The sequence below is a fragment of the Pseudomonas sp. DWP3-1-3b3 genome, from assembly GCF_049896305.1.
GTDB lineage: Bacteria > Pseudomonadota > Gammaproteobacteria > Pseudomonadales > Pseudomonadaceae > Aquipseudomonas > Aquipseudomonas azotoformans_A.
Window position 1 is genome coordinate 27,183 of sequence record NZ_JAFCUA010000001.1, and the last position, 22,858, is coordinate 50,040.

The 22,858-nt window shown below is 60.9% G+C and carries 20 protein-coding genes and 1 tRNA gene; 12 read left to right on the forward strand and 9 right to left on the reverse strand.

Annotation, left to right across the window (positions count from 1 at the left end; all coding sequences use genetic code 11):
* Positions 1 to 16: 16 nt before the first annotated feature.
* Positions 17 to 676: a transglutaminase-like domain-containing protein gene (locus ACP7BX_RS00145; protein WP_426130331.1), complete on the reverse strand. Its 660-nt coding sequence runs from the start codon at positions 674 to 676 to the stop codon at positions 17 to 19.
* A 158-nt stretch (positions 677 to 834) separates the two neighbouring features.
* Here ACP7BX_RS00145 and ACP7BX_RS00150 point away from each other — a divergent pair, with 158 nt between their 5' ends.
* Together ACP7BX_RS00150 and ACP7BX_RS00155 are read left to right on the forward strand one after the other, a co-directional pair.
* Positions 835 to 3,282 (forward strand): acyl-CoA dehydrogenase, encoded by a 2,448-nt coding sequence (locus ACP7BX_RS00150; RefSeq protein WP_426130333.1) that lies wholly within the window; start codon positions 835 to 837, stop codon positions 3,280 to 3,282.
* Between the two features lie 75 nt (positions 3,283 to 3,357).
* Complete coding sequence (locus ACP7BX_RS00155; protein WP_016979513.1) at positions 3,358 to 3,765, forward strand: PA2817 family protein; 408 nt, start codon at positions 3,358 to 3,360, stop codon at positions 3,763 to 3,765.
* Here the strand turns inward: ACP7BX_RS00155 and ACP7BX_RS00160 are convergent, their stop codons facing one another.
* Positions 3,766 to 4,710: a LysR substrate-binding domain-containing protein gene (locus ACP7BX_RS00160; RefSeq protein ID WP_426130335.1), complete on the reverse strand. Its 945-nt coding sequence runs from the start codon at positions 4,708 to 4,710 to the stop codon at positions 3,766 to 3,768.
* A gap of 89 nt (positions 4,711 to 4,799) precedes the next feature.
* On the opposite strand from ACP7BX_RS00160, the gene ACP7BX_RS00165 reads away from it, so the two are divergent.
* Positions 4,800 to 5,426: an alanyl-tRNA editing protein gene (locus ACP7BX_RS00165; protein ID WP_426130337.1), complete on the forward strand. Its 627-nt coding sequence runs from the start codon at positions 4,800 to 4,802 to the stop codon at positions 5,424 to 5,426.
* Here the strand turns inward: ACP7BX_RS00165 and ACP7BX_RS00170 are convergent.
* From ACP7BX_RS00170 to ACP7BX_RS00180, 3 genes are all read right to left on the reverse strand, one after another.
* Positions 5,411 to 6,823 (reverse strand): MATE family efflux transporter, encoded by a 1,413-nt coding sequence (locus ACP7BX_RS00170; RefSeq protein ID WP_426130339.1) that lies wholly within the window; start codon positions 6,821 to 6,823, stop codon positions 5,411 to 5,413. The two genes, ACP7BX_RS00165 and ACP7BX_RS00170, sit on opposite strands and share 16 nt — an antisense overlap.
* A 64-nt stretch (positions 6,824 to 6,887) precedes the next feature.
* The gene (locus tag ACP7BX_RS00175; RefSeq protein ID WP_426130341.1) at positions 6,888 to 8,462 is read right to left on the reverse strand and encodes an alkaline phosphatase D family protein; all 1,575 of its coding nucleotides are present in this window, start codon (positions 8,460 to 8,462) and stop codon (positions 6,888 to 6,890) included.
* Positions 8,459 to 9,013, reverse strand: coding sequence for a GNAT family protein (locus ACP7BX_RS00180; protein ID WP_314534807.1), 555 nt, complete (start codon positions 9,011 to 9,013; stop codon positions 8,459 to 8,461). Before ACP7BX_RS00180 ends, ACP7BX_RS00175 begins: the two co-directional genes overlap by 4 nt.
* A gap of 190 nt (positions 9,014 to 9,203) precedes the next feature.
* On the opposite strand from ACP7BX_RS00180, the gene ACP7BX_RS00185 reads away from it, so the two are divergent.
* The 7 genes from ACP7BX_RS00185 to ACP7BX_RS00215 all read left to right on the forward strand — a co-directional run bounded on the left by ACP7BX_RS00185 (position 9,204) and on the right by ACP7BX_RS00215 (position 17,076).
* Positions 9,204 to 9,611 carry an ExbD/TolR family protein gene (locus ACP7BX_RS00185; protein ID WP_061435935.1) on the forward strand — a complete coding sequence of 136 codons (408 nt, stop codon included), beginning with the start codon at positions 9,204 to 9,206 and terminating at the stop codon, positions 9,609 to 9,611.
* A gap of 2 nt (positions 9,612 to 9,613) precedes the next feature.
* Positions 9,614 to 10,342 carry an energy transducer TonB family protein gene (locus ACP7BX_RS00190; protein ID WP_038845191.1) on the forward strand — a complete coding sequence of 243 codons (729 nt, stop codon included), beginning with the start codon at positions 9,614 to 9,616 and terminating at the stop codon, positions 10,340 to 10,342.
* A 24-nt stretch (positions 10,343 to 10,366) separates the two neighbouring features.
* Positions 10,367 to 12,649, forward strand: a complete 2,283-nt coding sequence (locus ACP7BX_RS00195) for a TonB-dependent receptor (protein WP_426130344.1) — start codon at positions 10,367 to 10,369, stop codon at positions 12,647 to 12,649.
* Positions 12,650 to 12,666: 17 nt separating this feature from the next.
* Complete coding sequence (locus tag ACP7BX_RS00200) at positions 12,667 to 13,314, forward strand: MotA/TolQ/ExbB proton channel family protein (RefSeq protein WP_426130346.1); 648 nt, start codon at positions 12,667 to 12,669, stop codon at positions 13,312 to 13,314.
* 52 nt (positions 13,315 to 13,366) lie between these two features.
* Positions 13,367 to 14,584 (forward strand): phospholipase D-like domain-containing protein, encoded by a 1,218-nt coding sequence (locus ACP7BX_RS00205; RefSeq protein WP_426130348.1) that lies wholly within the window; start codon positions 13,367 to 13,369, stop codon positions 14,582 to 14,584.
* A gap of 115 nt (positions 14,585 to 14,699) precedes the next feature.
* On the forward strand, positions 14,700 to 15,167 hold the full coding sequence (locus tag ACP7BX_RS00210; RefSeq protein ID WP_426130350.1) for a hypothetical protein: 468 nt from the start codon (positions 14,700 to 14,702) through the stop codon (positions 15,165 to 15,167).
* Between the two features lie 169 nt (positions 15,168 to 15,336).
* Positions 15,337 to 17,076 (forward strand): dipeptidase, encoded by a 1,740-nt coding sequence (locus ACP7BX_RS00215; RefSeq protein ID WP_426130352.1) that lies wholly within the window; start codon positions 15,337 to 15,339, stop codon positions 17,074 to 17,076.
* Between the two features lie 31 nt (positions 17,077 to 17,107).
* Here the strand turns inward: ACP7BX_RS00215 and ACP7BX_RS00220 are convergent, their stop codons facing one another.
* A complete protein-coding gene (locus tag ACP7BX_RS00220) occupies positions 17,108 to 18,769 on the reverse strand; it encodes a M24 family metallopeptidase (RefSeq protein WP_426130354.1) in 1,662 nt (553 codons plus the stop codon).
* A gap of 77 nt (positions 18,770 to 18,846) precedes the next feature.
* On the opposite strand from ACP7BX_RS00220, the gene ACP7BX_RS00225 reads away from it, so the two are divergent.
* Positions 18,847 to 20,352, forward strand: coding sequence for a PLP-dependent aminotransferase family protein (locus tag ACP7BX_RS00225; protein ID WP_426130356.1), 1,506 nt, complete (start codon positions 18,847 to 18,849; stop codon positions 20,350 to 20,352).
* An 11-nt stretch (positions 20,353 to 20,363) separates the two neighbouring features.
* Here the strand turns inward: ACP7BX_RS00225 and ACP7BX_RS00230 are convergent, their stop codons facing one another.
* Positions 20,364 to 20,615 (reverse strand): hypothetical protein, encoded by a 252-nt coding sequence (locus ACP7BX_RS00230; RefSeq protein WP_016979527.1) that lies wholly within the window; start codon positions 20,613 to 20,615, stop codon positions 20,364 to 20,366.
* Positions 20,616 to 20,674: 59 nt separating this feature from the next.
* On the reverse strand, positions 20,675 to 21,778 hold the full coding sequence (locus ACP7BX_RS00235) for a polyamine ABC transporter substrate-binding protein (RefSeq protein ID WP_426130358.1): 1,104 nt from the start codon (positions 21,776 to 21,778) through the stop codon (positions 20,675 to 20,677).
* A gap of 138 nt (positions 21,779 to 21,916) precedes the next feature.
* On the opposite strand from ACP7BX_RS00235, the gene ACP7BX_RS00240 reads away from it, so the two are divergent.
* A complete protein-coding gene (locus ACP7BX_RS00240) occupies positions 21,917 to 22,708 on the forward strand; it encodes a response regulator transcription factor (protein ID WP_314534836.1) in 792 nt (263 codons plus the stop codon).
* A 73-nt stretch (positions 22,709 to 22,781) separates the two neighbouring features.
* Here ACP7BX_RS00240 and ACP7BX_RS00245 read toward each other — a convergent pair.
* A tRNA-Gly gene (locus ACP7BX_RS00245) sits at positions 22,782 to 22,857 on the reverse strand.
* Position 22,858 lies beyond the last annotated feature (1 nt).

Genomic DNA, 22,858 nt, shown 5'->3' on the forward strand with positions numbered 1-22,858 from the left:
AGCAGCATACGCCGGTTCACGCGCGGCTCAAATCGCTCTGCATGTCGCCGAGTAACGGCGGCTGGTCTTCGCCAAACAGATGCGGGTAACACTGCTGGATATGGGCGAAGAAAAAGGCCTCGGGCACGTCAGGAAATTGCCCGTGGTCGACCACGTATTCCATCGAACGCTGGCCTTGACGGTTGAACGCGTGGAAGACGCTGTCATGGAGGCCGTCGAAGTCCAGCGGCGGCACATCGAATACATCGCACAGTTGTTGGTTGAACGCGGGCGTGGCCTTGACCCAGCGATCATTCAGGTAAAGCTCGGTATAACCGTGCATGGCGAACACATCACTCTTGAGCAAGGCGATCAGGCGCGGCGTCGACAGGTGATTGCGCACATCCGCCAAGCCGATACGCGCCGGGATCCCGCAATGGCGGGCGCAGGCGGCAAGCAACGTGGCCTTGGGCACGCAATAGCTTTCGCCGGCGGCCAGGGCGAAGCTGGCACTCAATGTGTCTGGATCGCGGCTGAAGGTGTAGGGGTTATAGCGAATCGCCTCACGCACGGCGTAGTAGAGGCTGACTGCCTGGTCACTAAAATCCCTACGGGTTCCACGGTATTTTTCGGCGAACTCCACCACCGCAGGGTGGTCACTATCGATGAAGCGGCTGGGACTCAGGTAGGTATCCATGAGCTTTATCTCCGAAGGAAGCCTGGAGTCTAACCACAGGCCTGCCGGGGAGATAACGACGAATCGGCCAAATCTCGTTACACCCTGATCACCCCGCTTGTTCGGATGCCGACTAAGCTCCCTGGTGGTTTCGCCCCTGGTTTCACGGAGGATTGAATATGCTGTTGTTGTGGATACTGGTTCTGGTGGTCGGCATTGCCTACCTCGCACACCGCCGCGTCGCGCCCCTGCCCGCCCTGGGCGTGGTTGCCGTCTACCTGCTGGCGATGGGCGTCTGGAGCCACGCACCGGGTTGGCTGCTGCTGATCTTCTGGGTGTTGATCGCCGTGGTGGCCGCGCCCCTGCTGCTGCCCGACCTGCGCCGCCAATACTTCACCAAGCCACTGTTCAGCTGGTTCCAGAAAGTCCTGCCGCCGATGTCCGAGACCGAGCGCGATGCCATCGACGCCGGCACCGTATGGTGGGACGGCGAACTCTTCAGCGGTCGCCCGGACTGGGATAAGTTGCTGGCCTACCCCAAGGTGCAACTGACCGAAGAAGAACAGGCGTTTATCGACGGTCCGACTGAAGAACTCTGCGCCATGGTCAGCGACTGGGAAATCGGCCAGGCCATGGACCTGCCGCCCGCGGCCTGGGAGCACATCAAGACCCATGGCTTCTTCGCCCTGATCATCCCCAAGGAATATGGCGGCAAGGGCTTCTCTGCCTACGCGCATTCCCAGGTTGCGATGAAACTCGCCACCCGCAGCGGTGACCTGGCCTCCACCGTGATGGTGCCCAATTCCCTCGGCCCCGCCGAACTGCTGCTGCACTACGGCACCGAAGAACAACGCAACCACTACCTGCCGCGCCTGGCCCGTGGCGATGACATCCCCTGTTTCGCATTGACGGGCCCATTGGCCGGCTCCGATGCAGGCGCCATGCCCGACACCGGCGTGATTTGCAAAGGTGAATGGGAAGGCAAGGAAACCCTCGGCCTGCGCCTGAACTGGGAAAAACGCTACATCACCCTCGGCCCGGTCGCGACCCTGCTCGGCTTGGCCTTCAAGGCCCATGACCCGGATCACCTGCTGGGTGAAGAAGAAGACCTGGGTATCAGCCTGGCGCTGATCCCCACAGATACCCCCGGCGTAGAAATCGGCCGTCGCCACCTGCCTCTGGGCGCCGCTTTCATGAACGGCCCCAACTCCGGCAAGGATGTCTTCATCCCGCTTGAGTTCCTGATCGGCGGCCAGGAAATGCTCGGTAAAGGCTGGATGATGTTGATGAACTGCCTCTCCGTGGGCCGTTCGATCTCCCTGCCTGCGGTCGGCACTGGCGCGGCCAAGTTCACCAGCCTGGTGACCGGCCAATACGCCCAGGTGCGCGAACAATTCAATGTGCCGCTGTCGGCCTTCGAGGGCATCCAGGAAGCCTTGGCGCGGATCGGCGGCAACGCCTGGCTGATGGACAGCGCACGCATGCTCACCGCCAACGCCGTGGACCTGGGAGAGAAACCCTCGGTGCTGTCGGCGATCCTCAAGTACCACCTTACCGAACGTGGCCGCGAGTGCATCAGCCACGCCATGGACGTGCACGGTGGCAAAGGCATCATCATGGGCCCGAACAACTACCTGGGTCGCAACTGGCAAGGTGCGCCGATCTTTATCACGGTGGAAGGCGCGAACATCCTGTCGCGCAACCTGATGATCTTCGGCCAGGGCGCGATCCGCTGCCATCCGTTCGTACTCAAGGAAATGGCCCTGGCCGGTCGTGAAGACCATGACCAGGCGTTGAAGGAATTCGACGGGCTGCTGATGCAACACATCGGTTTCGCCGTGAGCAACGCCGCCAGTACCCTGGTGCTGAACCTCGGCGTCGGTCATTTCGAGAAGGCCCCAGGCAACCGCTTGAGCCAGGGTTATTTCCGCGCACTCAACCGCCAGGCGGCCGCGTTCGCGCTGTTGGCTGACCTGAGCATGATGTTGCTGGGTGGCGAGTTGAAGCGTCGCGAACGCCTGTCCGCACGCCTGGGTGACGTGTTGAGCCATATGTACCTGGCGTCGGCTGCCCTCAAGCGTTATCACGACCTGGATTCGCCGGACCACCTGAAACCGCTGTTCGCCTGGGCCATGGAAGAAAGCCTTGGCGAATCGGAGCGTGCGCTGGATGAACTGCTGAGTAACTTCCCGAACAAGGTACTGGGCTGCCTGCTGCGGGTGATCGTGTTCCCGTTCGGCCGTCGCCATACCGGGCCGTCGGACGCGCTGGATGCCGAAGTAGCGGCAGTGATCGGCCGTGCCAAGGGTGACCCGACCCTGGAAGAGTTGCTGGCCGGCTGCTATCGCCCGCAATCGGCGGAAGATCCGGTAGGCGCCCTGCAACATGCCTACGACCTACTCGGCGCCAGCCATCCGCTGCAGAAAAAACTGCACACCGCGCTCAAAAGCGGCCAGGTCAAACCGACCGCCGGGGAGCATGCCATCGACGCGGCGCTGCACGCAGGCGTCTTGCAACCGGCCGAGGCGCAAACCCTGCGTGATGCCGAAGCAGCAAGGCGCAAGGTGATCGACGTGGATGATTTCAGCAAGGAAGAGCTGACCCAGGCTGAGGGTAAAGTCCGCTGAGTCGAGCGGTCATATAAATACGGGCGCGAGAGCTATATACTCTCGCGCCCGTTTTTGCTTTAGAGGACTTATCTCGTGTCCAACGTCGTTGCCGATCATCTCGTCTTGCTCGACCACCTGCGCAGCATCCTGGTTGCCGTCGGCGAAGCCGAACAGGTGCCCGAGGAAAGCCATTCCCTGTTCCTGGAGCGCTTCGACGAATTGCGCGCCCTACTGCCTATCGACCCGATCGAAAGCCAGTACCTGGGCCAGGACCTGATGAGCCAGGTCATCCTGCGCTATCCGCAAATCGCCCACCTGGTGCCGCGCGACCTGCTGTGGTTCTTTGGTGGTGACTGCCTGCACTTCATGCCCGACGAAGAACTGGACCTGTACCAGGCCCTGGAAGAACGTCGCTTCGAAGCCGAACAAAACGACGAACCGTTCGACTGGAACCAGGAAAAGCAACTGCTGGCCATGCCGGTTGACCAGAGCAAGCACTGATCAGCGACCAGGAATGGGCCGACGCAATGTCGGCTCCTTCGCCATGCACGCCACCAGATAATCAATAAACACCCGCAACTTCGGCGGCAAATACCGCGTGGGCGAATGCAGCAACCACGCTTCGCCATGGTAGGACGCAATAAAGTCCCACGCCGGCAACACCTGCACCAACCGCCCCTCCTCCACTGCATGGCGCGCCGTGAAATACGGCAAGCTGCCAATGCCCACGTGCTGCAACACCGCATCCAGCCGAACCCCGGTGTGGTTCGCCGCATAACGCCCACGCACGGCCACCGTCACCGCCTTGCCGGCCTGGCGGAATTTCCAGCGCGAATCGCCCGGCGTTTCCCCCAAGTAAATGCAACTGTGTGCCAGCAGGTCATGGGGATGCGCCGGCGTCCCGTGTTCAGCCACGTACTGCGGCGTCGCGCACAACAGATGCTCGATGGGCAATAACTGCCGCCCCACCAACCCCGGCGGAGGGCTGTCGGTGATACGGATACTCAGGTCGACATTGTCATCAATCATGTCCACCTGCCGATCCTCCAGGATCAACTGCACATCCACCTTGGGATACCGCCGCAGGAATTCCGGCATATGCGGGTGCACCACAAATCGCCCCACCGCCTTGGGCACGCTGACCCGCACCAGCCCTTCGGCTTCATGGGTGAACTGGCCGCTGATCTCCATCACCGAGCGCGCCGCGCCAACCATCTCCTGGCAGCGCTTGAACACCTCTTCCCCGCCTTCGCTCAAGCGCAATTTGCGCGTGGTGCGTTGCAGCAAGCGCGTCGCCAGGGCCTTCTCCAGGCGCGAGATACTGCGGCTCACCGAGGAAGGCGAAGCGCCCATCTGCCGGGCGGCTTCGGAGAAACTGCCGGTTTCCACCACTTTGACGAAAATCGCCATTTCGCCCAGCAGCGGCAAAGGAAGATTGATGCTCATGGTGCACAGGTCCATTGATAATTGAGCGGATTATCACCTATCCACGCACTATTTATACTGCGCGTAGAACCCTGATGCGGATGTAGACGATGACCGAGCGCCTGTTTTTCACCCACGACCACCTGACTGCCGAGCTGGAGGTGTTGAGTTGCACCCCCCACGAGGAGCAGTTTGCAGTCATCCTGCAGTCGACGATTTTTCACCCCCAGGGCGGTGGGCAACCTTTCGATACCGGCTGGCTCGGTGAAAGCACTGTGCTGCGCGTCACCCAGGAGGTCGACCGCGTGGTGCACTACGTCGACCGGCCATTGGAACCCGGTCCGACCACCGCAAGGGTCGATGAACAGCGCCGTATGTTAAACACCCGACTGCATTCCGCCGGACACTTGATCGGCAACGCAGGCGAGACTTTGGGTTGGATGCCGATCAAGGCCCATCACTGGCCCGGCGAAGGCAAGATCACCTTTATCCGTGGCGAAGCGGCGCAAGCCATGGACGCCGAGGCGATCCAACAACAGGTCAATCAATGGATCGCCGCAGACTACCCGCGCCACATGAACCTGGAAGACGGCACCCGCGAAGTCGGCTTTGGCGAATTGCCCGCGTATGCCTGCGGCGGTACCCATGTGCAGGCACTGAGCGAGCTGGGCCAGGTGACCATACTGGCCCTGTCGGAAAAAAAGGGCGCGTTGTCGGTGCGCTATAGCATCGATTGAGAGGAAGAGTCGGGGCGGCTACTGCTATGAAAGCGCCACCCCATCAGCACCATTGCAAGGCTGAGGGCGCTGATCAGGCCGATCCACATGCCTTGCGGCCCCCATCCTAGCCCCAAGCCCAGCCAAGCGCCCAGGGGCATGCCGATTACCCAATAGGAAATGACCGCGATCATCATCGGCACTCGAGTGTCCTGCAGTCCTCGCAGTGCTCCGGACGCAAGCATTTGCAAGCCGTCAGGCAGTTGCAGCAGCGCGGCATACAGTAGCAGGGTCGATGCCAGCGCGATAACCGCGGCATCACGGGTATACAACTGTGCGATCGCGACGGGCGCGAACAGCAGCACACCGGCCGACAGCAGTTGGGTGACACAGACGATCCCGTAGCCTGCCGTGGCTGCCCGACGGATACCTGCCCGATCCCCAAGCCCAAGCGCATGCCCTACCCGTACCGTCGTCGCCTCGGCCACCGCCACCGGAACCATGAAGCAGACCTGCGCCACGTTCACGGCGATCTGATGTGCGGCAAGCGATACAGCGCCCAATTGACCGATCAGCAATGAAGTGGCGATAAACAGGCCGCCTTGCATGAGTATCGCAATGCCTATCGGCAACCCTACGCCCAGTAATCGGCGCAGTTGAGCCAGGTTTGGCCAATCAAAACGCTGAAACAGGCGCAGATGCGCAAAACGTGGCGTGTACCACAAGTAGAGCGCGAAGAGGATCGCCTGCAGCCACATCATACTGGCCGAGGCAATGCCCAATCCTTGTGCGCCCATTTCAGGGAACCCCCACTTGCCATGGGTCAACCCGTATCCCAGTGGCGCCAGCACACACAACCCACCAAAGCCGAACACCATGGTCGGCCGCATCCAGCGCATGCCTTCACTCAAATAACGCATGCAAAAAAACACGCTCAAGGCCGGGCTGCCCCAACGCACGGCGTTCAAAAACGCTTGCGTCTGCGGTATCACCTCCGCCGCGATACCAGCGGTTTCCAGCCAGTGCGGCGCCATACTGAGAAACAGGAACATCAGCCCGCCCATCCCCAGCGCCAACCACAGCGCCTGGCGGAAGACGGCGCCTATTTCGGCCTCGCGCCCTGCACCAGACAGCTTGGCCACCTGGGCTGTCAGGGCGATCAGCGTGCCGATGGGGACCAGCATCGGCAACCACAGCAGCGCAGTCCCGAGGGTCACCGCCGCGAGAGTGAGCGTGCCGTGATGGCCCGCGATCACATTGTCGACCAGGACAATCAGCCCCACCGACACATGCCCCACCAACAACGGCAGCACTAACCGGGTCGTGGTACTCACTTCCTGAAAATACGCACGATTGAACGAACTACGCTTGGCTGACATAAAACCGGAATTCCTTGCAGGGTCTGAAGAGGCGAGCATTTATCAATGCGCCTCATGCACCCGACAAGTCAGAGGTTTCCGACTCTTAGCGAGGAAACATCCCTTAAACCTCAATCGCCCCCGCCCGCCCTGGTTCCACCACAAACGACTTGAGGGTCGACACCGTGGCCATCGGGTCGCGAGGGTCGGTAATCACCCGCAGGTTAGTGAGCATCCTGCCCTCCTCCACCTCCACCGACACATACCCTCGTTGGCGACTGTCGAAAAATTTTACATGAGGGTTGAGCGGCAGCAACTTGCTGAACGCAGCAAAAGGCGGCCCGTCAGACGTCACCGACGTACCGACGAATTCCGTGGCTACCACCCGCGAATCCGGGTTATTGCCATCGGCATGCAAGTCCGTCACCCAGAACGAATGGATATCGCCGCCCCAGAACACCGGGTTGTTGACGCGATTGCGCTCTATGGACGCCAGCATCCGTGAGCGGTTGGCCATGTAGCCATCCCACCCGTCGGTCCAGCGTCCCGGCTTGTGATCGGTCAGGTCACGCTGGGTCAGCGGCGCTACCAGCAGGTCCTGGGCGATGACGTTCCACTGCGCTTTCGACTGGGCAAACCCCTGGTCCAGCCAGGCTTCTTGCTGCCAACCAAGCATGGTGCGGCCAGGGTCGCGCAAGTCGTGGCAGAGGTTATCGGCGATATGCCCCTGGTGGCTGCCATTCGCCGGAATGCAAGGTTGTTCGGAACGGTATTGCCGACCGTCTAGCACGTGGAAACGGGCCAGTCGGCCGTAGTCCAGGCGCCGGTAAATACGCATGTCCGGCCCCTTCGGCAAGCTGCTCGCACGCAACGGCATATGCTCGTAGTAAGCCTGGTAGGCCGCTGCCCGCTGCTGCAGGAATTGCCCGACCGGAATCTTCGGGTCCTGGGACCAACGGTTGGCGTAGTCGTTCTGCACTTCGTGATCGTCCCAGGTCGCCACGCTCGGTGCAGCGGCGTGCAGGGCCTGTAGATCCGGGTCGGTTTTGTACAGGGCATAGCGGTTGCGATAGTCGCTCAGGCTCACCGCATTGCCGCTGCCGTGGGGGCGGATGATCTTGCCCGAATCCGCCGCGTAGGAACTGTCGTAGATGTAGTCGCCGAGAAAGAACACCAGGTCGGGCTGTTCCTCCGCCAAGTGGCGATAGGCACTGAAATAGCCGCGTTCCCAGTGGGAACACGAGACAAACCCCAGGCGCGCCGACACCATGGCATGCACCGCAGGCGCCGTGCGCGACTGCCCCACCGGGCTTTGCGCGCCCAGCCCTTCGAACTGATACCAATACGGCCGGCCCGCCTCCAACCCCGCGACTTCCACATGCACCGAATGTCCCCAGCGCTCGCTAGCCATGACTTCGCCCTGGCGCACCACGCGGGTCATCGCGGCATCGCTGGCGACCCGCCAGCGCACGGGCACGGAACGGCTCAAGCCGCCCCGGCCATCCACGGCATTGAACAACGGCGCCAGGCGCGTCCAGATCACAAACCCATCGGGCAACGGGTCCCCGGAAGCCACGCCGAGGGTGAACGGATAATCCACGCCGGCACTGCGCGCAAACGGACTGAGGATCGAAAACGTGGTGGCAACCGCCAGCCCGGCAAGCACCCGGCGTCGGCCATGATCAACCTCGCTACTCACAGCCGAAACTCCCAATCCTCTCGCAGCGTGGCGAATACCAGCATGTCTTCATGCACGCCGTTCTTGAGGAACGCCCCGCGCAGGCAGCCTTCGTACTGCAGGCCGATTTTCTCCATGACCCGTGCCGACTCTTTGTTGCGACTGAAACACTGGCTGCCCACGCGATGCAGGCCGAGTTCGGCAAAGCCGTAGTCCATCAGTGCACGCGCCGCTTCTGCCGCGTAGCCCTGGTTGCGTGCGTCCGCCGCCACCCAACCGCCCAGGTGTCCGTAGAGGTGATCCGGTTTGATGCGCAGGCTGACGATGCCGATCAACTCGCCGCTGTCACGCCGGTGCATGCCCAGGCTCAACAGGTGGGCCGAGCGAAATTTCTCCGGCATGCCAGCGATGAAATCCTGCGCGATTTCGAGGGTGTAAGGCGAAGGAATGCTCGCTGTGTTGTCGGCGATTTTCGGGCCGTTGGCGAGGGTGCACAACGTCTCGGCCTGGTGGTTTTCCAGTGCGCGCATTAACAGTCGCGGCGTGGATATCTGTGGCAGTTCACGGCTCATTTCCAGGGGCCCTCGATGTAAAGTTTTTGAGAATGCCCCTGGTGCATGTCAATTCTGTTACGTCACAAAAATGTCTTGATAATCGCCTGAAAGGCTTGTCCTAGAGCCGTCAAAACGTCAATTAAAGTTAACCAATCGGTCATTTTTGGTTGTTAGCGTGTCGCCCCTAATTCAATAACGGGGTAGCGGAATGAGAACCTGGGACGAACCGAAAAAACGCAAGGCGCACATCGAACTGATCCCGATGATCGACGTGATGATGTTCCTCCTGGTGTTTTTCGTACTCGTGAGCCTGAACGTGATTCCGGCCCTCGGCATGAAGACGCAACTGCCCAGCGCCAGCAGTTCGCAGCAGCTCAAACCACAGAACAAATTCATCCTGACACTGGGCCTGGAAGGCCAGCTGCAACTGGATGGCAAGGACCTCACGGTCGACGCGCTGGTGCCGGCGCTGAAAGCGGCGCAAAAGCCTGACACCAAGTCGACCATCATCGTCAACAGCGACAAAGGCGTAGAAGTTTCGCGCCTGGTGGAGGTGATGGACACCCTGCGTCTGGGTGGCTTTACCTCCGTGTCCATTGCCACGCGTAAGTCCTGATCATGTACGTATTGTTTCGTGCGCGTCAGCTGCTGGGCAGTGTCCCGGCCCTGATCGCCCTGGTGCTGATTGCACTGGGTATCCAGTCCCAGACCTTGAAGGTCGAGCCAGTGTACGACGAGTCGGCGGTCGAGTTGGCCTTGGTCGAGCCGGAGCCAGAAGTGATCCCCGAGCCGGTGGTGGAACAAGAGCCGCCACCGCCGGTTATCGAGGATGAAGAGGCCGAACCCGCCCCGCCACCGCCGCCGCCAAAACCGCTGCCAAAACCCAAGCCTGAGCCCAAGCCAAAACCTGTGCCCAAGCCCGTGGTCGCCAAGCCAACGCCCACCCCGACCCCCCCACCGGTCGCCGCCAAACCGGCACCGGCGCCCGTGGCCCAGGCCGCGCCGACACCCGCGCCGCCAGCACCGCCAAAGGTCGACGGCCAAGCGCTGGAAGGCGGTTACCTCAAGGGTTTGCGCAACGAGTTGGACACTTACAAGCAGTACCCCACCGGACGCCAGGCCTCCCTCGAACGCCCCACCGGCGAAGTGGTGGTCTGGTTGCTGGTCGATCGCCAGGGTCGGGTTCTCGACTCCGGTTTGCAGACCCAGGCCTCGAGCATGTTGCTCAACCGGGCCGCCACCAACAGCTTGCGTCGTATCAAGCAAGTCAAGCCGTTCCCCGAGCAAGCCTTCGGGGGCCGCAATGAGCAGCGCTTCACCGCCACCTTCAACTACAGCGTGCAATAAGCACCCGACACCAGGACGACAGAGATGAGGTTCACACGGATTCATCTGGCACTCGTTGCCGCAAGCATGGGCCATGGAATGGTCATGGCCGACACTAGCAACAGCGACGTCGGGACTATTGGGGTTCAGGGCAAGGCCACGGCAGGTGGCGGCTACATGGTGCAGGAAGAAAGCATCAAGGGCCGCTCCACCGTGACCAAGGAAGCGCTGGATAAACAGACCGCCACTGGCAACGCCGTGGACAAGCTCAAGTACACGCCGGGCTTGAACATTTCCAGCGAAGACGCCACCGGCCTGTCCGGCTTTCGCTTCACCATGCGCGGGCTCAACTCCGACCAGGTGGGGATGTCGGTGGACGGCATGCCGATCAACGACTCCGGCAACTACGCGCTGTACTCCAACCTGCTGGGCGACCCGGAAAACATCGAGCAGATCTTCGTCACCCAGGGCTCTTCGGAGGCCGACGGCCCGCACATCGGCTCCAGCGGCGGCAACATCGGTATCGTGACCATTCGCCCGACCAAGGAAACCGGGGCGTTCGTCAAACAGGTGATGGGCAGCAACGCCACGCGCAAGACCTTTGCCCGCCTCAACACCGGCGAGATCAATGGCCTGAGCAACTGGTTGTCGGCCTCCCACACCGAAGGCCAGATGTGGCGCGGTTCGGGCGCCGTGCGCGCGGACAAGGTCGAATGGAACAGCTTCTTCGACGCCGGCGATGGCAACACCGCCAACCTGATCCTCAAGTACCACGAGCAGGACAACAACAGCTACAGCCAGCTGACCAAGGCCCAGTACCAGCAGAACGGTCGCAAGTACGACCCCTACCCGGCCACGCCGACCGTGGGCAGCAACGGCAAGTACAACAGCTACTACGCCCTGGCGCAGAACCCGTTCCAGACATTCACCGCCGTGCTCAACACCCAGTTCAAACTGGCAGACAACCTCGCGCTGTCGGTGATCCCGTATTACTACTGGGGTAACGGCAGCGGTGTCGGTTCGGCCAGTTATGCGCTGAACCGCGGCTCCAACCAAGGCGGCGTGTTCGACCTGGGCAACCTGCCGACCGGCGCCCAATACAACGCCGACGGCACCCCGAACAACGGCGTGTACTACCGCCCTTCGCGCACCCAGACCTGGCGTCCGGGCATCACCACCAAACTGAACTGGGACCTGGGCGATCACAGCCTGCAAGTCGGCTACTGGTACGAGCGCGCCCGTCAAAGCCAGACCCAGCCGTTTATTCCGCTCAAGGCCAGTGGCAAGCCCGTCGACACTTGGCCGGACTCCAACGACGCGGTGGTCGATGCCAACGGCAACACCGTCCAGGGTCGCGACCGCTTCACCATCACCCCGGCGCAGAAGGTCTGGGCCCAGGACACCTGGTACATCAACTCGGACTGGACCCTGATCGCCGGCCTGGCCTACATGAACGTCAAGCGTGACGGCACCAACCACGGCAGCCTCACCGAGCAGCCGGAAAAACGTAACCAGACCTACAACAAGCTGCTGCCCAACGCCGGCCTGAAATACCAGTTGGATGAACGCGATCAGTTGTTCTACAGCTTGTCGCGCAACATGCGCATCCCGCAGAACTACGTGCTGTACGACAAGGGCGTGGGTTCCATCGACTCCAAGCCGGAAACCAGCTGGAACCACGAGTTGGGCTGGCGCTACACCGATGAAGACATGACCGTGGCCGCCACCTTGTTCTACATGCAGTTCAAGGATCGCCAAGTGTCGTCGCGGGATATCAACGGCGACTTCGCCGACATCAACGCCGGCTCCGTCAACAACAGCGGCCTGGAGCTGGAGTGGAGCGGCCTGCTGCCCAATCACTTCAACTACTACACCTCCTACACCTACACCAAGGCCGAGCAGCAAGACGACCTGACCGTGTACAACGCCGGCAAAGCCATCCTGTTGCCGACCAGCGGCAAGCAGTTCGCCAACGTGCCGAAAAACATGCTGGCCGCCAACATCGGCTACGACGACGGCCGCTTCTACGGCACCTTCGGCGGCAAGTACACCAGCAAGCTCTACGGCGACCTGACCAATGACGAAGCCATCTCCGGCCGCACCGTGTTCAACGCCGGCGCGGGTATCTACCTGCCGGTGGACAAGAAGGTGGTCAAGGACGCGACCCTGCGCCTGAACGTCGACAACCTGTTCGACAAGAAATACCTGGACGGCGTGTACACCACCAAGACCAACGCGGCCAGCTACAGCGGTTTCCGCGACGGCGACCCGGCCTACATCGTGGGTCTGGAACGTACCGTGACGGTTTCCCTGGAAGCCAACTTCTAATTGCGAGGTAAATGAACATGGACATGAACCTGCTCCACGACATCACCTTTTATGTGATGTATGCCGCGATGGCCATCGCGATCTTTATCACCATCGAGCGCGGGATTTACTTCGCGTATGTACGCCGTCAAGCCCGCGCACTGACCGAGGTGCTGGGCGCCAATGTACACAGCGAACGCGACCTGCCGGAAAGCCTGACCCGCCGTGACAGCCTGCCGCTGAACATGGTGTTGCCAGTGCTGGCACAGAAAGCCTCACAAGGTTCGCGCAAGGACCTGGATGACGTGATCGAAACCCAGTACCTGACCACCCGTGCCCCCCTGGCCCGCAGCCTGTGGATCATCGAAACCATCACCACCGCCGCGCCGCTGTTGGGTTTGCTGGGCACCATCCTCGGCATCATCGACACCTTCAAGGCGCTGGCCACGGCGGGTGTGTCCGACCCAGGGCAGATTTCCGGTGGCATCGGCACGGCCTTGTTCGCCACCGGCCTGGGGATCGCCATCGCGCTGTTCTGCGTGGTGTTCCACAACTTCTTCCAGGACAGCCTGGAGCGCATCAACGACCAGCTGAAAATCCTGCTGATCCGCGCGGCCACCGGCGCCCGCGTGCAGAATGAAGTACCGCACCTGGTGCCAACGCCGCTGCACAGCCGCACGGCGTAAACGCAACAGCGGGCGCGCAATGCGCCCGCTTTCTTTTGTGATGGGAATTCCTATGTCCATTTCCTTGAAATTGCGCATCGCAGGCCTGGCAGGCTTGCTCATGAGTCCGCTGGCCCAGGCGGACTTTTCGATTCCGGGGTTTGAATTGGTGCACACCGTGCCGGTGGACACCGCCCTCGGCACCGACGACTTGCGCCAGCCCGGCCCGGTGTGGAGCGAGCTGTTTGATGGCGCAAAAAACAGCATCGACATTGGCCAGTTCTACGCCGCCGATCACCCAGGCTCGGTGATGGACCGCGTGATCGAACGCCTGGAAGCCGCCGGTAAACGCGGTGTGAAGATTCGTTTTCTGCTGGAAGAAAAAGGCATCCGGTTGTCGGAAGCGTCCACCCTGGAACGCCTGCGGAAAATCCCCAACCTGACCTTTCGCGTGCTGCCCTACGCGCGGGTAAGCGGCGGAATCATCCACGCCAAATACCTGGTGGTGGATGGCAAGCAGGCGTTTGTCGGCAGCCAGAATTTTGATTGGCGTTCCTTGGAGCATATCCACGAAACCGGGCTGCGTATCACCGACCCGACCGTGGTGAGCCAGGTGCAGGCGATCTTCGAGCAAGACTGGAAAGCCCAGCAGGCCGTGGCCAACAACCAACCCGTTCCGCTGCCTGCCTCCAGCAAAGAGCCGCCCCGCACTGGCAACTACCTGGTCGCCAGCCCGCAACGCTACAACCCGCCAGGCGTGGGCGATTCACAGCTGGAACTGCCGCGTTTACTCAGCGAAGCGAAACACGAAGTGCGCGTGCAACTGCTGGACTATGCGCCACTGTCCTACGGACCTGACAAGACCCGTCCGTACTACGCAGTGATCGACAATGCCGTGCGTGCGGCGGCGGCGCGTGGGGTGTCGATCAAGCTGATGGTGTCCAACTGGAACACCGACACGCTGGAGTTGCCCTACCTCAAAAGCCTCGCTGTGCTACCCAACGTGCACATCAAGATCGTCACCCTGCCCGAGGCCAAGCAAGGCTTTATCCCGTATGCGCGGGTGATCCACAGCAAGACCATGGAAATCGACGGCCAGGTTGCTTGGATCGGCACCAGCAACTGGCTGGGCGGGTACCTGGATAACTCGCGCAACCTGGAAGTGGTGATGCGCAGTGAAGCGATGGCCAAGCGGATCGGGGAGTTGCATGAGCAGTTGTGGGATGGGCCGTATGCCAAGACGCTGGATGTGACGGCGGAGTACGCGGCGCCGCACCCGGGATCTTTGTAATAAAAAGTCGGCCTACGGGCATTTGAATTCCAAGGATTGGCAGCTAGCCTTTTCAGTCTCCGGACGCAGCTTTAGCGGTGCTGCGACCGGAGCCCACTCACAGGAGAGTACAGCCATGAAAACCGCTACCCTTCGCACCTTGTGCACACTGCTTCTGCTTATTCCCCTCAGCGGCTGCATCAACCACCCGTCAACCGTCACTCTGGTCACCTTTGCCGATGGTACTCGGGGCCTCAAGACACCCGTGGATACGGGCACACCGGGGGCGTCCCAGGGGGATCTGTTTGTCTTCGCTCAACCCTTGATGGACCAAGGCCGCCAGGATATCGGCAGCAACAACGGCTTTTGTGTCACCACGCTGCCAGGCGTTCACAGCCAATGCCAATGGACGTTGGTTTTCGTGAATGCCGCTGGACAGACCACAGGCACCCTTGTCGTCGGCGGACAGGAGTACGAAGCCGGCCAATCCACCGTCGCTGTCCTGGGCGGTACCGGTACCTATACAGGCTTCACCGGGCAAATGACTTCCGACCCTATGCCGGACGGTACATTCAAGCAAACCTTGTACCTGGCGCCTCGCTGAACCTGCAAAAACGCCGCTCATCCAGGGGCGGCGTTTTCTTATTGAAGTAGGACATTTCACTCACCTGCATCTCCCCTCCCGCTCCATCACAGTGGTAGTGTGTGGAAATGTTTCTGACAGTTCGATCAGAAACTTCCCACTTATTACCTGCAAAGGAATGCCTTTCTCCATGCACTTTCCACTCAAGCAATTGGCGGCTGCCACCCTATTCGCGGCGAGCCTTTCGGCCATCACCAGCCCCGCTTTCGCCAACATCACCCCGGACCAAAGCACGGCAATTCTGAAGCATTTCAACGAAACGTCCGTCACCGACTTCCGTGGTTTCCTCGGCGCCCTGGCCAAGGGCGACCTGGGCAAGACCCGTGACGTGGGCCCGGCGATCAGTGCGTTTCTTGATAACAAAACCTTGAGCGCAGACCAGCAGAACGAGATCAATCGCCTGCTCGGTATCTACACGCGAGTGAAGTACGGCAAGGCCGCCACCGAAACCCTGCGTGAGCTGGTGGAAATCCCGACGTTCAATGTGGACGGTTTGCCGCAGTACAAGAACCCGGAATTCATCAAGATTGCCGGCAAGATCGAGGCACTGGCCAAGGCGTTTAACCTGACCTTCCGCAATATCGACAACCGTGTGTACGAAATTTCCCTGGAAGGCAGCGGTGATGAAGTGGTCGGCATCCACGCCCACGCCGACGTGGTGCCCGTGACGCCGGAAAACTGGGTACTGAAGGACGGCACCAAGCTCGACCCGTTCAAAGTCACGCTGATCGGCGACCGCATGTACGGCCGTGGCACCGAGGATGACAAAAACGGCATCGTCGTGGCGATGTATGCCATGAAGGTGATCAAGGAAGAGAAGCTGCCGCTGGCACGCAATTTCAAACTGCTGGTGGACACCACCGAAGAAACCTCCGGCGACGCAATTCCCTACTACTTCGAAAAGAACCCGACACCGCAGTACAACCTGGCGCTGGATGGCGGTTACCCGGTGGTGATTGCCGAGAAAGGCTACGGCACAGTGATGGCCACCTTCCCGCGTCGCAAGGGTGAAGGCAAAGGCGCGGAAATCATCTCGATGACCGGCGGCATGGCGACTAACCAGATTCCCTCGGCGTCAGTGGCGACTTTTGTCAGCGACAAACCTGCCGAGTTGGCTGCCAGCCTGCAAAAGGCCGGTACTGAATACTCCAAGAACAACGGTGGCGATTTTGAAGTGGCCGCCAAGGTCGACGGCAAAGACGTCAAGCTGACCGTCACCGGCGTGTCCGCGCACTCGTCCGAGCCGGAATCCGGGGTCAACCCGGTGGCGCGCATGTTGGAGTTGATCCACAGCGTCGATGGCAAGATCGCCCTCAAGCACAACCACATCACCGATGCTGCACGTTATGCGTCTGACAACTGGGGCCTGGATTACCTGGGCGGCAAGTTGGGCGTGGGCTTCTCTGATGAGTTCATGGGCCCGCTGACCACTTCTCTGACCTTTGTCGGCCTGGATGACAAGGCCTTCAAGCTGGCCGTGAACCTGCGCGTGCCAAAGGGCAAGTCGCCGGAAAAACTCAAAGCCGAGATCGCCGACAAGCTGAGCGCCTGGGACAAGAAAACCAAGGTCAAGGTGGGCTTCACCTACTCGGTGGCCGAGCCGATGTACCGCAACCCTGAAGGTGAGTGGGTCAAGGCCCTGCTGGCGGTGGCCAGCGAAAACCTGGGCATGGAACATAAGTTCGGCACGTCGGCCGGCGCGACCTCCGTGCATGAACTGCCCAACGGCGTGCAATTCGGCCTGGCGCGTCCGGAAGTGAAGTACACCGGGCACACCGACAACGAGTTCAAGACCGTCGACCAGTTCCTGCTGGACCTGCAGATCGTCACCGAAATGATGGGCCGCATCGGCCAACTGCCCAAGCTCTGATAAACAGCAGCCCGCCGCAACGGCGGGCTGTTCAGGCTTGCAGCATCAACATATCTTCGAAAAAACCACCGACCGGTTCCGTGGGATGGCACAGCTGGATTTCCAGGACCCAGGCCATTTCACTCGGTGGGATTTCCAGGTCCGCCAGCACCTTATTCTCAAACAACGCGTGGGGGAAATCCGCAAGGCGGTGCCCTGCCAGGTTGCGTGCCAGCCTCCAGCCTTTTGCCTGGGCGCTCTGCTCGGCATAGTCATACAGTTCGCGGCCGGTGAGGCCCTGTAGCCAGGCGTCGCGGGTTTCGTCGAACACCTCATGCAGTGCGGTCCTGCACGCCAGATGCAGCGGCGCGTCACCGAACACAAAGGTATCGCCGTAGTCGCCCTCGTAACCGTCCCACACCGGGCCCAGATCGACCACGACAATGTCGCAGGCGCGCAGCCTGCGCTGGCGGTCAATGCCTTCACGGGGTGGGCGCACCGTGTCGTCGCCAAAGCGGATATAGGTCGGGTGCCAGGTGTGGGAAGCGCCCATGGCTTGCAGTTGGTCGGCGGCCATGTCGAGGGCATCGCCGGTGGTCATGCCCACTTGTAGTCGGCTGGCAATCGCCGCCAGGGCGCGGATGGACTGATCGCGCGCGGCCAACATGCCGTCCAGAGAATAACGTGGGCCGACTTTCTCCCAGACCGGGTGCAACGCCTTGGGCGCCGTGCCGGCACTCGACCGGCCACTGGGCACAAAGGCTTCCGCGACGAATCGATGGCCGGGCAAGCCGGCGTCCAGACACTCCGTGCGCACCTGGCTGATCATTGCGCCATTACCGCACGCATACACCTGGGCGGCTGCCCAGTCATGCCCATGGCTCAAGGCAACTTCCTGCACCCGCCCTTGGGAAACCAACACAGGGTGCCAGTGAAAGCGTGGGTGATCGATGACCGACTGGTCCAGGAACGTGCGGTCATAGAAATCTGCCGGTTGCCCGCCGCCCCAGTACAAGGTCACGTCAACATCACGCGTCAGGGCGGTCAGCAGGATGGGCTTGATACCCGCGTAGCCGGTGCCCGTGGCGAGCAGGACGACGGGCGCATTGTCATTGTCCTGCCAGGTACAGGCGCCAAACGGTCCTTCCAGTTGCAACAGATCGCCAGCCTCCAGGTCGGCCAGCAACGTTTCGGAAAACAGCCCGCCACTCACTTGGCGAATCTGAAAAACCAGCCGCCCATCGTCGTCGGCCGGCAGGTTGGCGATCGAGAAGCACCGCGAGTCACCGTCGACCAGGCGGACCTTGAGGTACTGGCCCGCCCGCACTGCCAGCGGCCTGTCCGGCATCAGCACCAGCTCAATGATGTCGGGGCTCAGTGCGCGTTTGCTCACGACCTGCGCCTCGACCACCAGCGCGGGTGTGTCCAACGACCAGCCGGGGATTTCCAGGCGCATGTCGCCGCAGGCGTGGCTCTGGCACAACAGCATTTCATTGGCGGCCAACGGATAGCACGGCGCGGGTGCGTCCGGCGCCAGCTGTTTGGCCCGGTACGCCCCTTCCGCGACCACCACCTTGCAGGAGCCACAGGCACCGCGCCGGCAAGAAAACGGCACCGACAGGCCGTTGGCGAGCATTGCATCCAGCAACAGTTCATCACCGGCCTCAAAGGTTTTCCCCGAGGGGTACAGTTCGATGACATGACGTGTATTCATAACAACCTCGGGGTGAGTGAGCCGTGATTGTTGCGCTAGACTAGGCCCATTAAAACCTCCAGTTTTGGATACTTCAGATGGTCCAGATGCGAAAATGGCGACCGCTGCTCAAGCTCAACGACAGTGCAAGCCAGGCGTCCTATCGCAAGATTGCCGAAGGCCTGGTGACCGCGATCGTTGAAGGGCGATTGCTGCCAGGCACACTGTTGCCAGGCACTCGGGAAATGGCGCAGTTGCTCGACGTCAACCGCAAGACCGTGATCCTGGCCTACGAAGAGGCCATGACCAAGGGCTGGCTGGTCAGCGAGCCGCGCCGGGGGACCTTCGTCAATGCGCAGTTGACGGCCAAGCAACTGCCGAGCCGCGCGCAGGTGCCCTTCGCGCCGCCCATCCTGGCGCAGACAGCCGCGCCCTATTTCGCCCAGAACGCCCAGGTGACGGCGCTGAACCATCGGCATGACGCGCTGTTTTTCGACAACGGCACCAGCGACCACCGCCTGCTGCCCCAAGCCGTGCTGCACCGCTACTACCGCAATGCCCTGCGCAGCAGCTTTGCGTCCAACACCCTGCGCTACGGCAGCGAGGGCACCGGCTATCATCTGCGCTGCGCGCTGGCCGAGATGCTGCGTAACAACCGTGGGTTGACGGTCGGCGCCGAAAACATCTGCCTGACCCAAGGCACGCAGATGTCGCTGTACCTGACCGCCAGCCTGTTGCTCAAACCCGGCGACGTGGTGCTGGTGGAGCGCCTGAGTTACCCGCCAGCGTGGGAAATTTTCCGCAGGTTGGGTGCGCAACTGGTCACGGTGGACATCGACGAAGAAGGCTGTCGCACGGACCAGATCGATCGCCTGTGCCGCGAACACAAGGTGCGGATGATCTACCTCACGCCGCACCATCAGTTCCCCACCACCGTGAGCCTGCACGCGGCGCGGCGGCAGCAGTTGCTGGCATTGGCGGCGCTGCATGACTTCTGCATCATCGAAGAAGACTACGACCACGAATTTCACTTCAGCGGACGCCCCTACCTGCCCCTGGCCAGTGATCGCGCACAGCGGCATGTGATTTATGTTGGCTCGTTATCCAAGGCTCTCGGCTCGACGTTTCGCTGCAGTTATGTGGTGGCTCCTGCGCAGGTGGTCGAAGCCCTGCATAGCAACGCCGCACTGATGCTGGGCGATGCCGACGCGGTCGCGCAGAAGATGCTTGCCAACCTGATCAACGACGGCGAACTCAAGAAGCACCTGCGCCGCGTGTCGAAGGAATACCGCGCCCGCCGTGAAACCTTGCAAGGCTGCCTGCATGCGGCGTTCGGTGAGCGGATCCAGGTGCGCGAGCCCGAAGGCGGCCTGGCGCTGTGGGTGCGTTTCGACGATGCAATCGACGTCGACCAGACGGTGAACGCAGCCCTTGATCACGGGCTGGTCGTACGCAGTGGCGGGCAGTTTTCGCCAATGGACCAGGCAGAAAATGCGCTGCGCCTGGGCTTCGCCTCGCTGAATCAGGAAGAGATCCGCGAGGCCACATTACGTCTGGCCAAAGCGGTGAGCCCGCGCGCACAAAAAAATGCCGATCATCGCTGATCGGCATTCGGTTAGAGCGGCAGCAGGAAGCGTGATCGCTCCTCGGTCCGGGCAAGCTCCGGGAACTCCAGCAGCAGCGCCCGGTTGCCCCGGCCGATATGCTCCATCACCGCCCGCGTAATGTACTCACGCACCATGCCCGTCGAGACGTAATACATGGCCCAGGCTTGTTCGGGCGTACAGTGGCCGATCTGTTCCTCGATGTCCTTGTACGCCTTGTCATCGTCCGACTTCACGTCGCGCTGATATTCGGCTTGGCCCATGATTGTTCTCCTTCACTGGCACGTCTGCAGCAGCCCGACCCGCCTATTCATTCACCCGATCAGGTGCCGCTCTTCACCTTGGTCCACACCCGCGTGCGGATTCGCTCCAATTTCAAGGGCAACGGCTCCAGGGGAACCAAGGTGGCGATCGTCTCTTTGGACGGGTAAATCCAGGGGTTGTCGCGCAACTTTTGCTCGACCAACACGGTGGCGTCCTTGTTGGCGTTGGGGTACAGCGTGTGGTTGGAACTCTTGGCGATCACTTGCGGGTCGAGCATGTAGTTGATGAACGCCAGCCCCTGCTTGGCATGCGGCGCATCCTTGAGCAGCACAAAGTTTTCCGACCACACCAACCCACCCTCACGCGGCAGGCTGTAGGCAATCTTGCGGCCGGTGTTGTTTTTCTCATTGATGGCCTGCGCCGTCAGCGCCCCGCTCGCCCAGCCGACCACCACACAAATATTGCCGTCGGCAAAGTCGGCGTCGGTCCTGGAAGAGTCGAAGTAGAGGACGTAAGGGCGGATCTTCAGCAGCAACGCCTGGGCTTTCTGGTAATCCTCAGGGTTCTGGCTGTTGCTTGGCAGGCCGAGGTAATGCAAGGCAATCGAGATGATTTCGCTCGGCGAGTCGAGCATCGCCACGCCACACGACTTGAGCTTGCTGATGTTCTCTTCCTTGAAGATCAGGTCCCAACTGTCCACTGGGGCATCGTCACCCAGGGCGGCCTTGACCTTATCCACGTCGTAACCAATGCCGGTGGTGCCCCACAAATACGGCACGGCATAGCGGTTACCCGGATCGTTGGCGGACAGCAGCGCCAGCATTTCCGGATCGATGTGCGAGAAATTACTCAGTTGGGAGCGGTCCAGCGGTGCCAGCACACCGGCCTGGATCAGGCTGGGCAAGACATTCGAGGTGGCGACGACAACGTCATACCCGGTGCGCCCGGCCATGACCTTGCTCTGCATGATCTCGGCACTGTCGAAGGCATCCAGGTGCATCCGGGTACCGGTTTTCTGCTCAAATTCCTTGGGGGTTTCCGGCGCGATCAGCCCGAACCAGTTATACAGGTTGACCCGTGGCTCGGCCGCCGAGACCGGGGCACTGGCACACATAGAGACCAGCGCAGCCATAAAAATGGCACGCAAATAGGGTTGACTCATCTCGCTATCCTTGTCAAAACGACAGGCCATCATGGCCTGCATCCACTGGTGGGTGAATATACGCGGCACGTCCGATTAGTAAATACCCAGAAGTACTTAGCCCAGCCCCATGAATGCCTAACCCTAAAGGGGTAGTAAATGTCGCTCGACCTTCACAACCTGGCCTGGCATCGGTCCGCCGGAACGCTGATCATGCAGCTGAACCGCCCGGCGTTCTGGAGCTCGCTGGTTCGCGTGCTAAAGGAATATGTCCAGATCGACAATTGGGTTGTACTGATCTTCAGCGACCAACAGGTGCGGGTCATCAGCCTGACCGAAGTCGCCGATGCGGACGAAGTGGACGCCCTGACCCAGCGCTATGTAAAAGGGCTGTACCTGCTGGACCCCTTTTACATCGCCAACCGGGAAAACCCGCAGAGTGGTTTTTTCCATCTGTCCGACATCGCGCCGGAGCATTTCCTGACCACCGAGTATTACCACCAGTACTTCGCCCAGTACGTCAGCGTGGACGAGGTGCAGTACAACGTGCAGCTCGACGCCGACCGAACGCTGTGCATTTCATTTGGCAGCAACGTGCGTTACAGCCCGCAGCAGATCACCACGCTGGACATGATCAAACCGTGGGTGATGGCATTGATGCATCAGCGCATGTGCTTTGAGAATGATGCGGAAAAAAGCCAGGCCGAGCCGCCGCCATGGTCTGAGGCAATCATGCAACTTGGCGCACAAATCACTGCGCGCGAAAAAGATGTGCTGCGGTTGCTGTTGAGCGGTTTTTCCAACAAAGAGATCGCCGGCAAGCTGAACCTGTCCACAGAGACCATCAAAGTTCATCGTCGCAACCTTTACAACAAGCTGAGCATCAAGTCTCAGTCCGAGTTGTTTGCACGGTTTTTCATGCCTGGGCAGGAAACGTCGCCTGCGCATTGAACGCCAGCGTCCTCTCACAAATCACGCACAAACAAAAACGCCGATCATTGCTGATCGGCGTTTTTGTTGAATATGGAGCGGGAAACGAGACTCGAACTCGCGACCCCGACCTTGGCAAGGTCGTGCTCTACCAACTGAGCTATTCCCGCA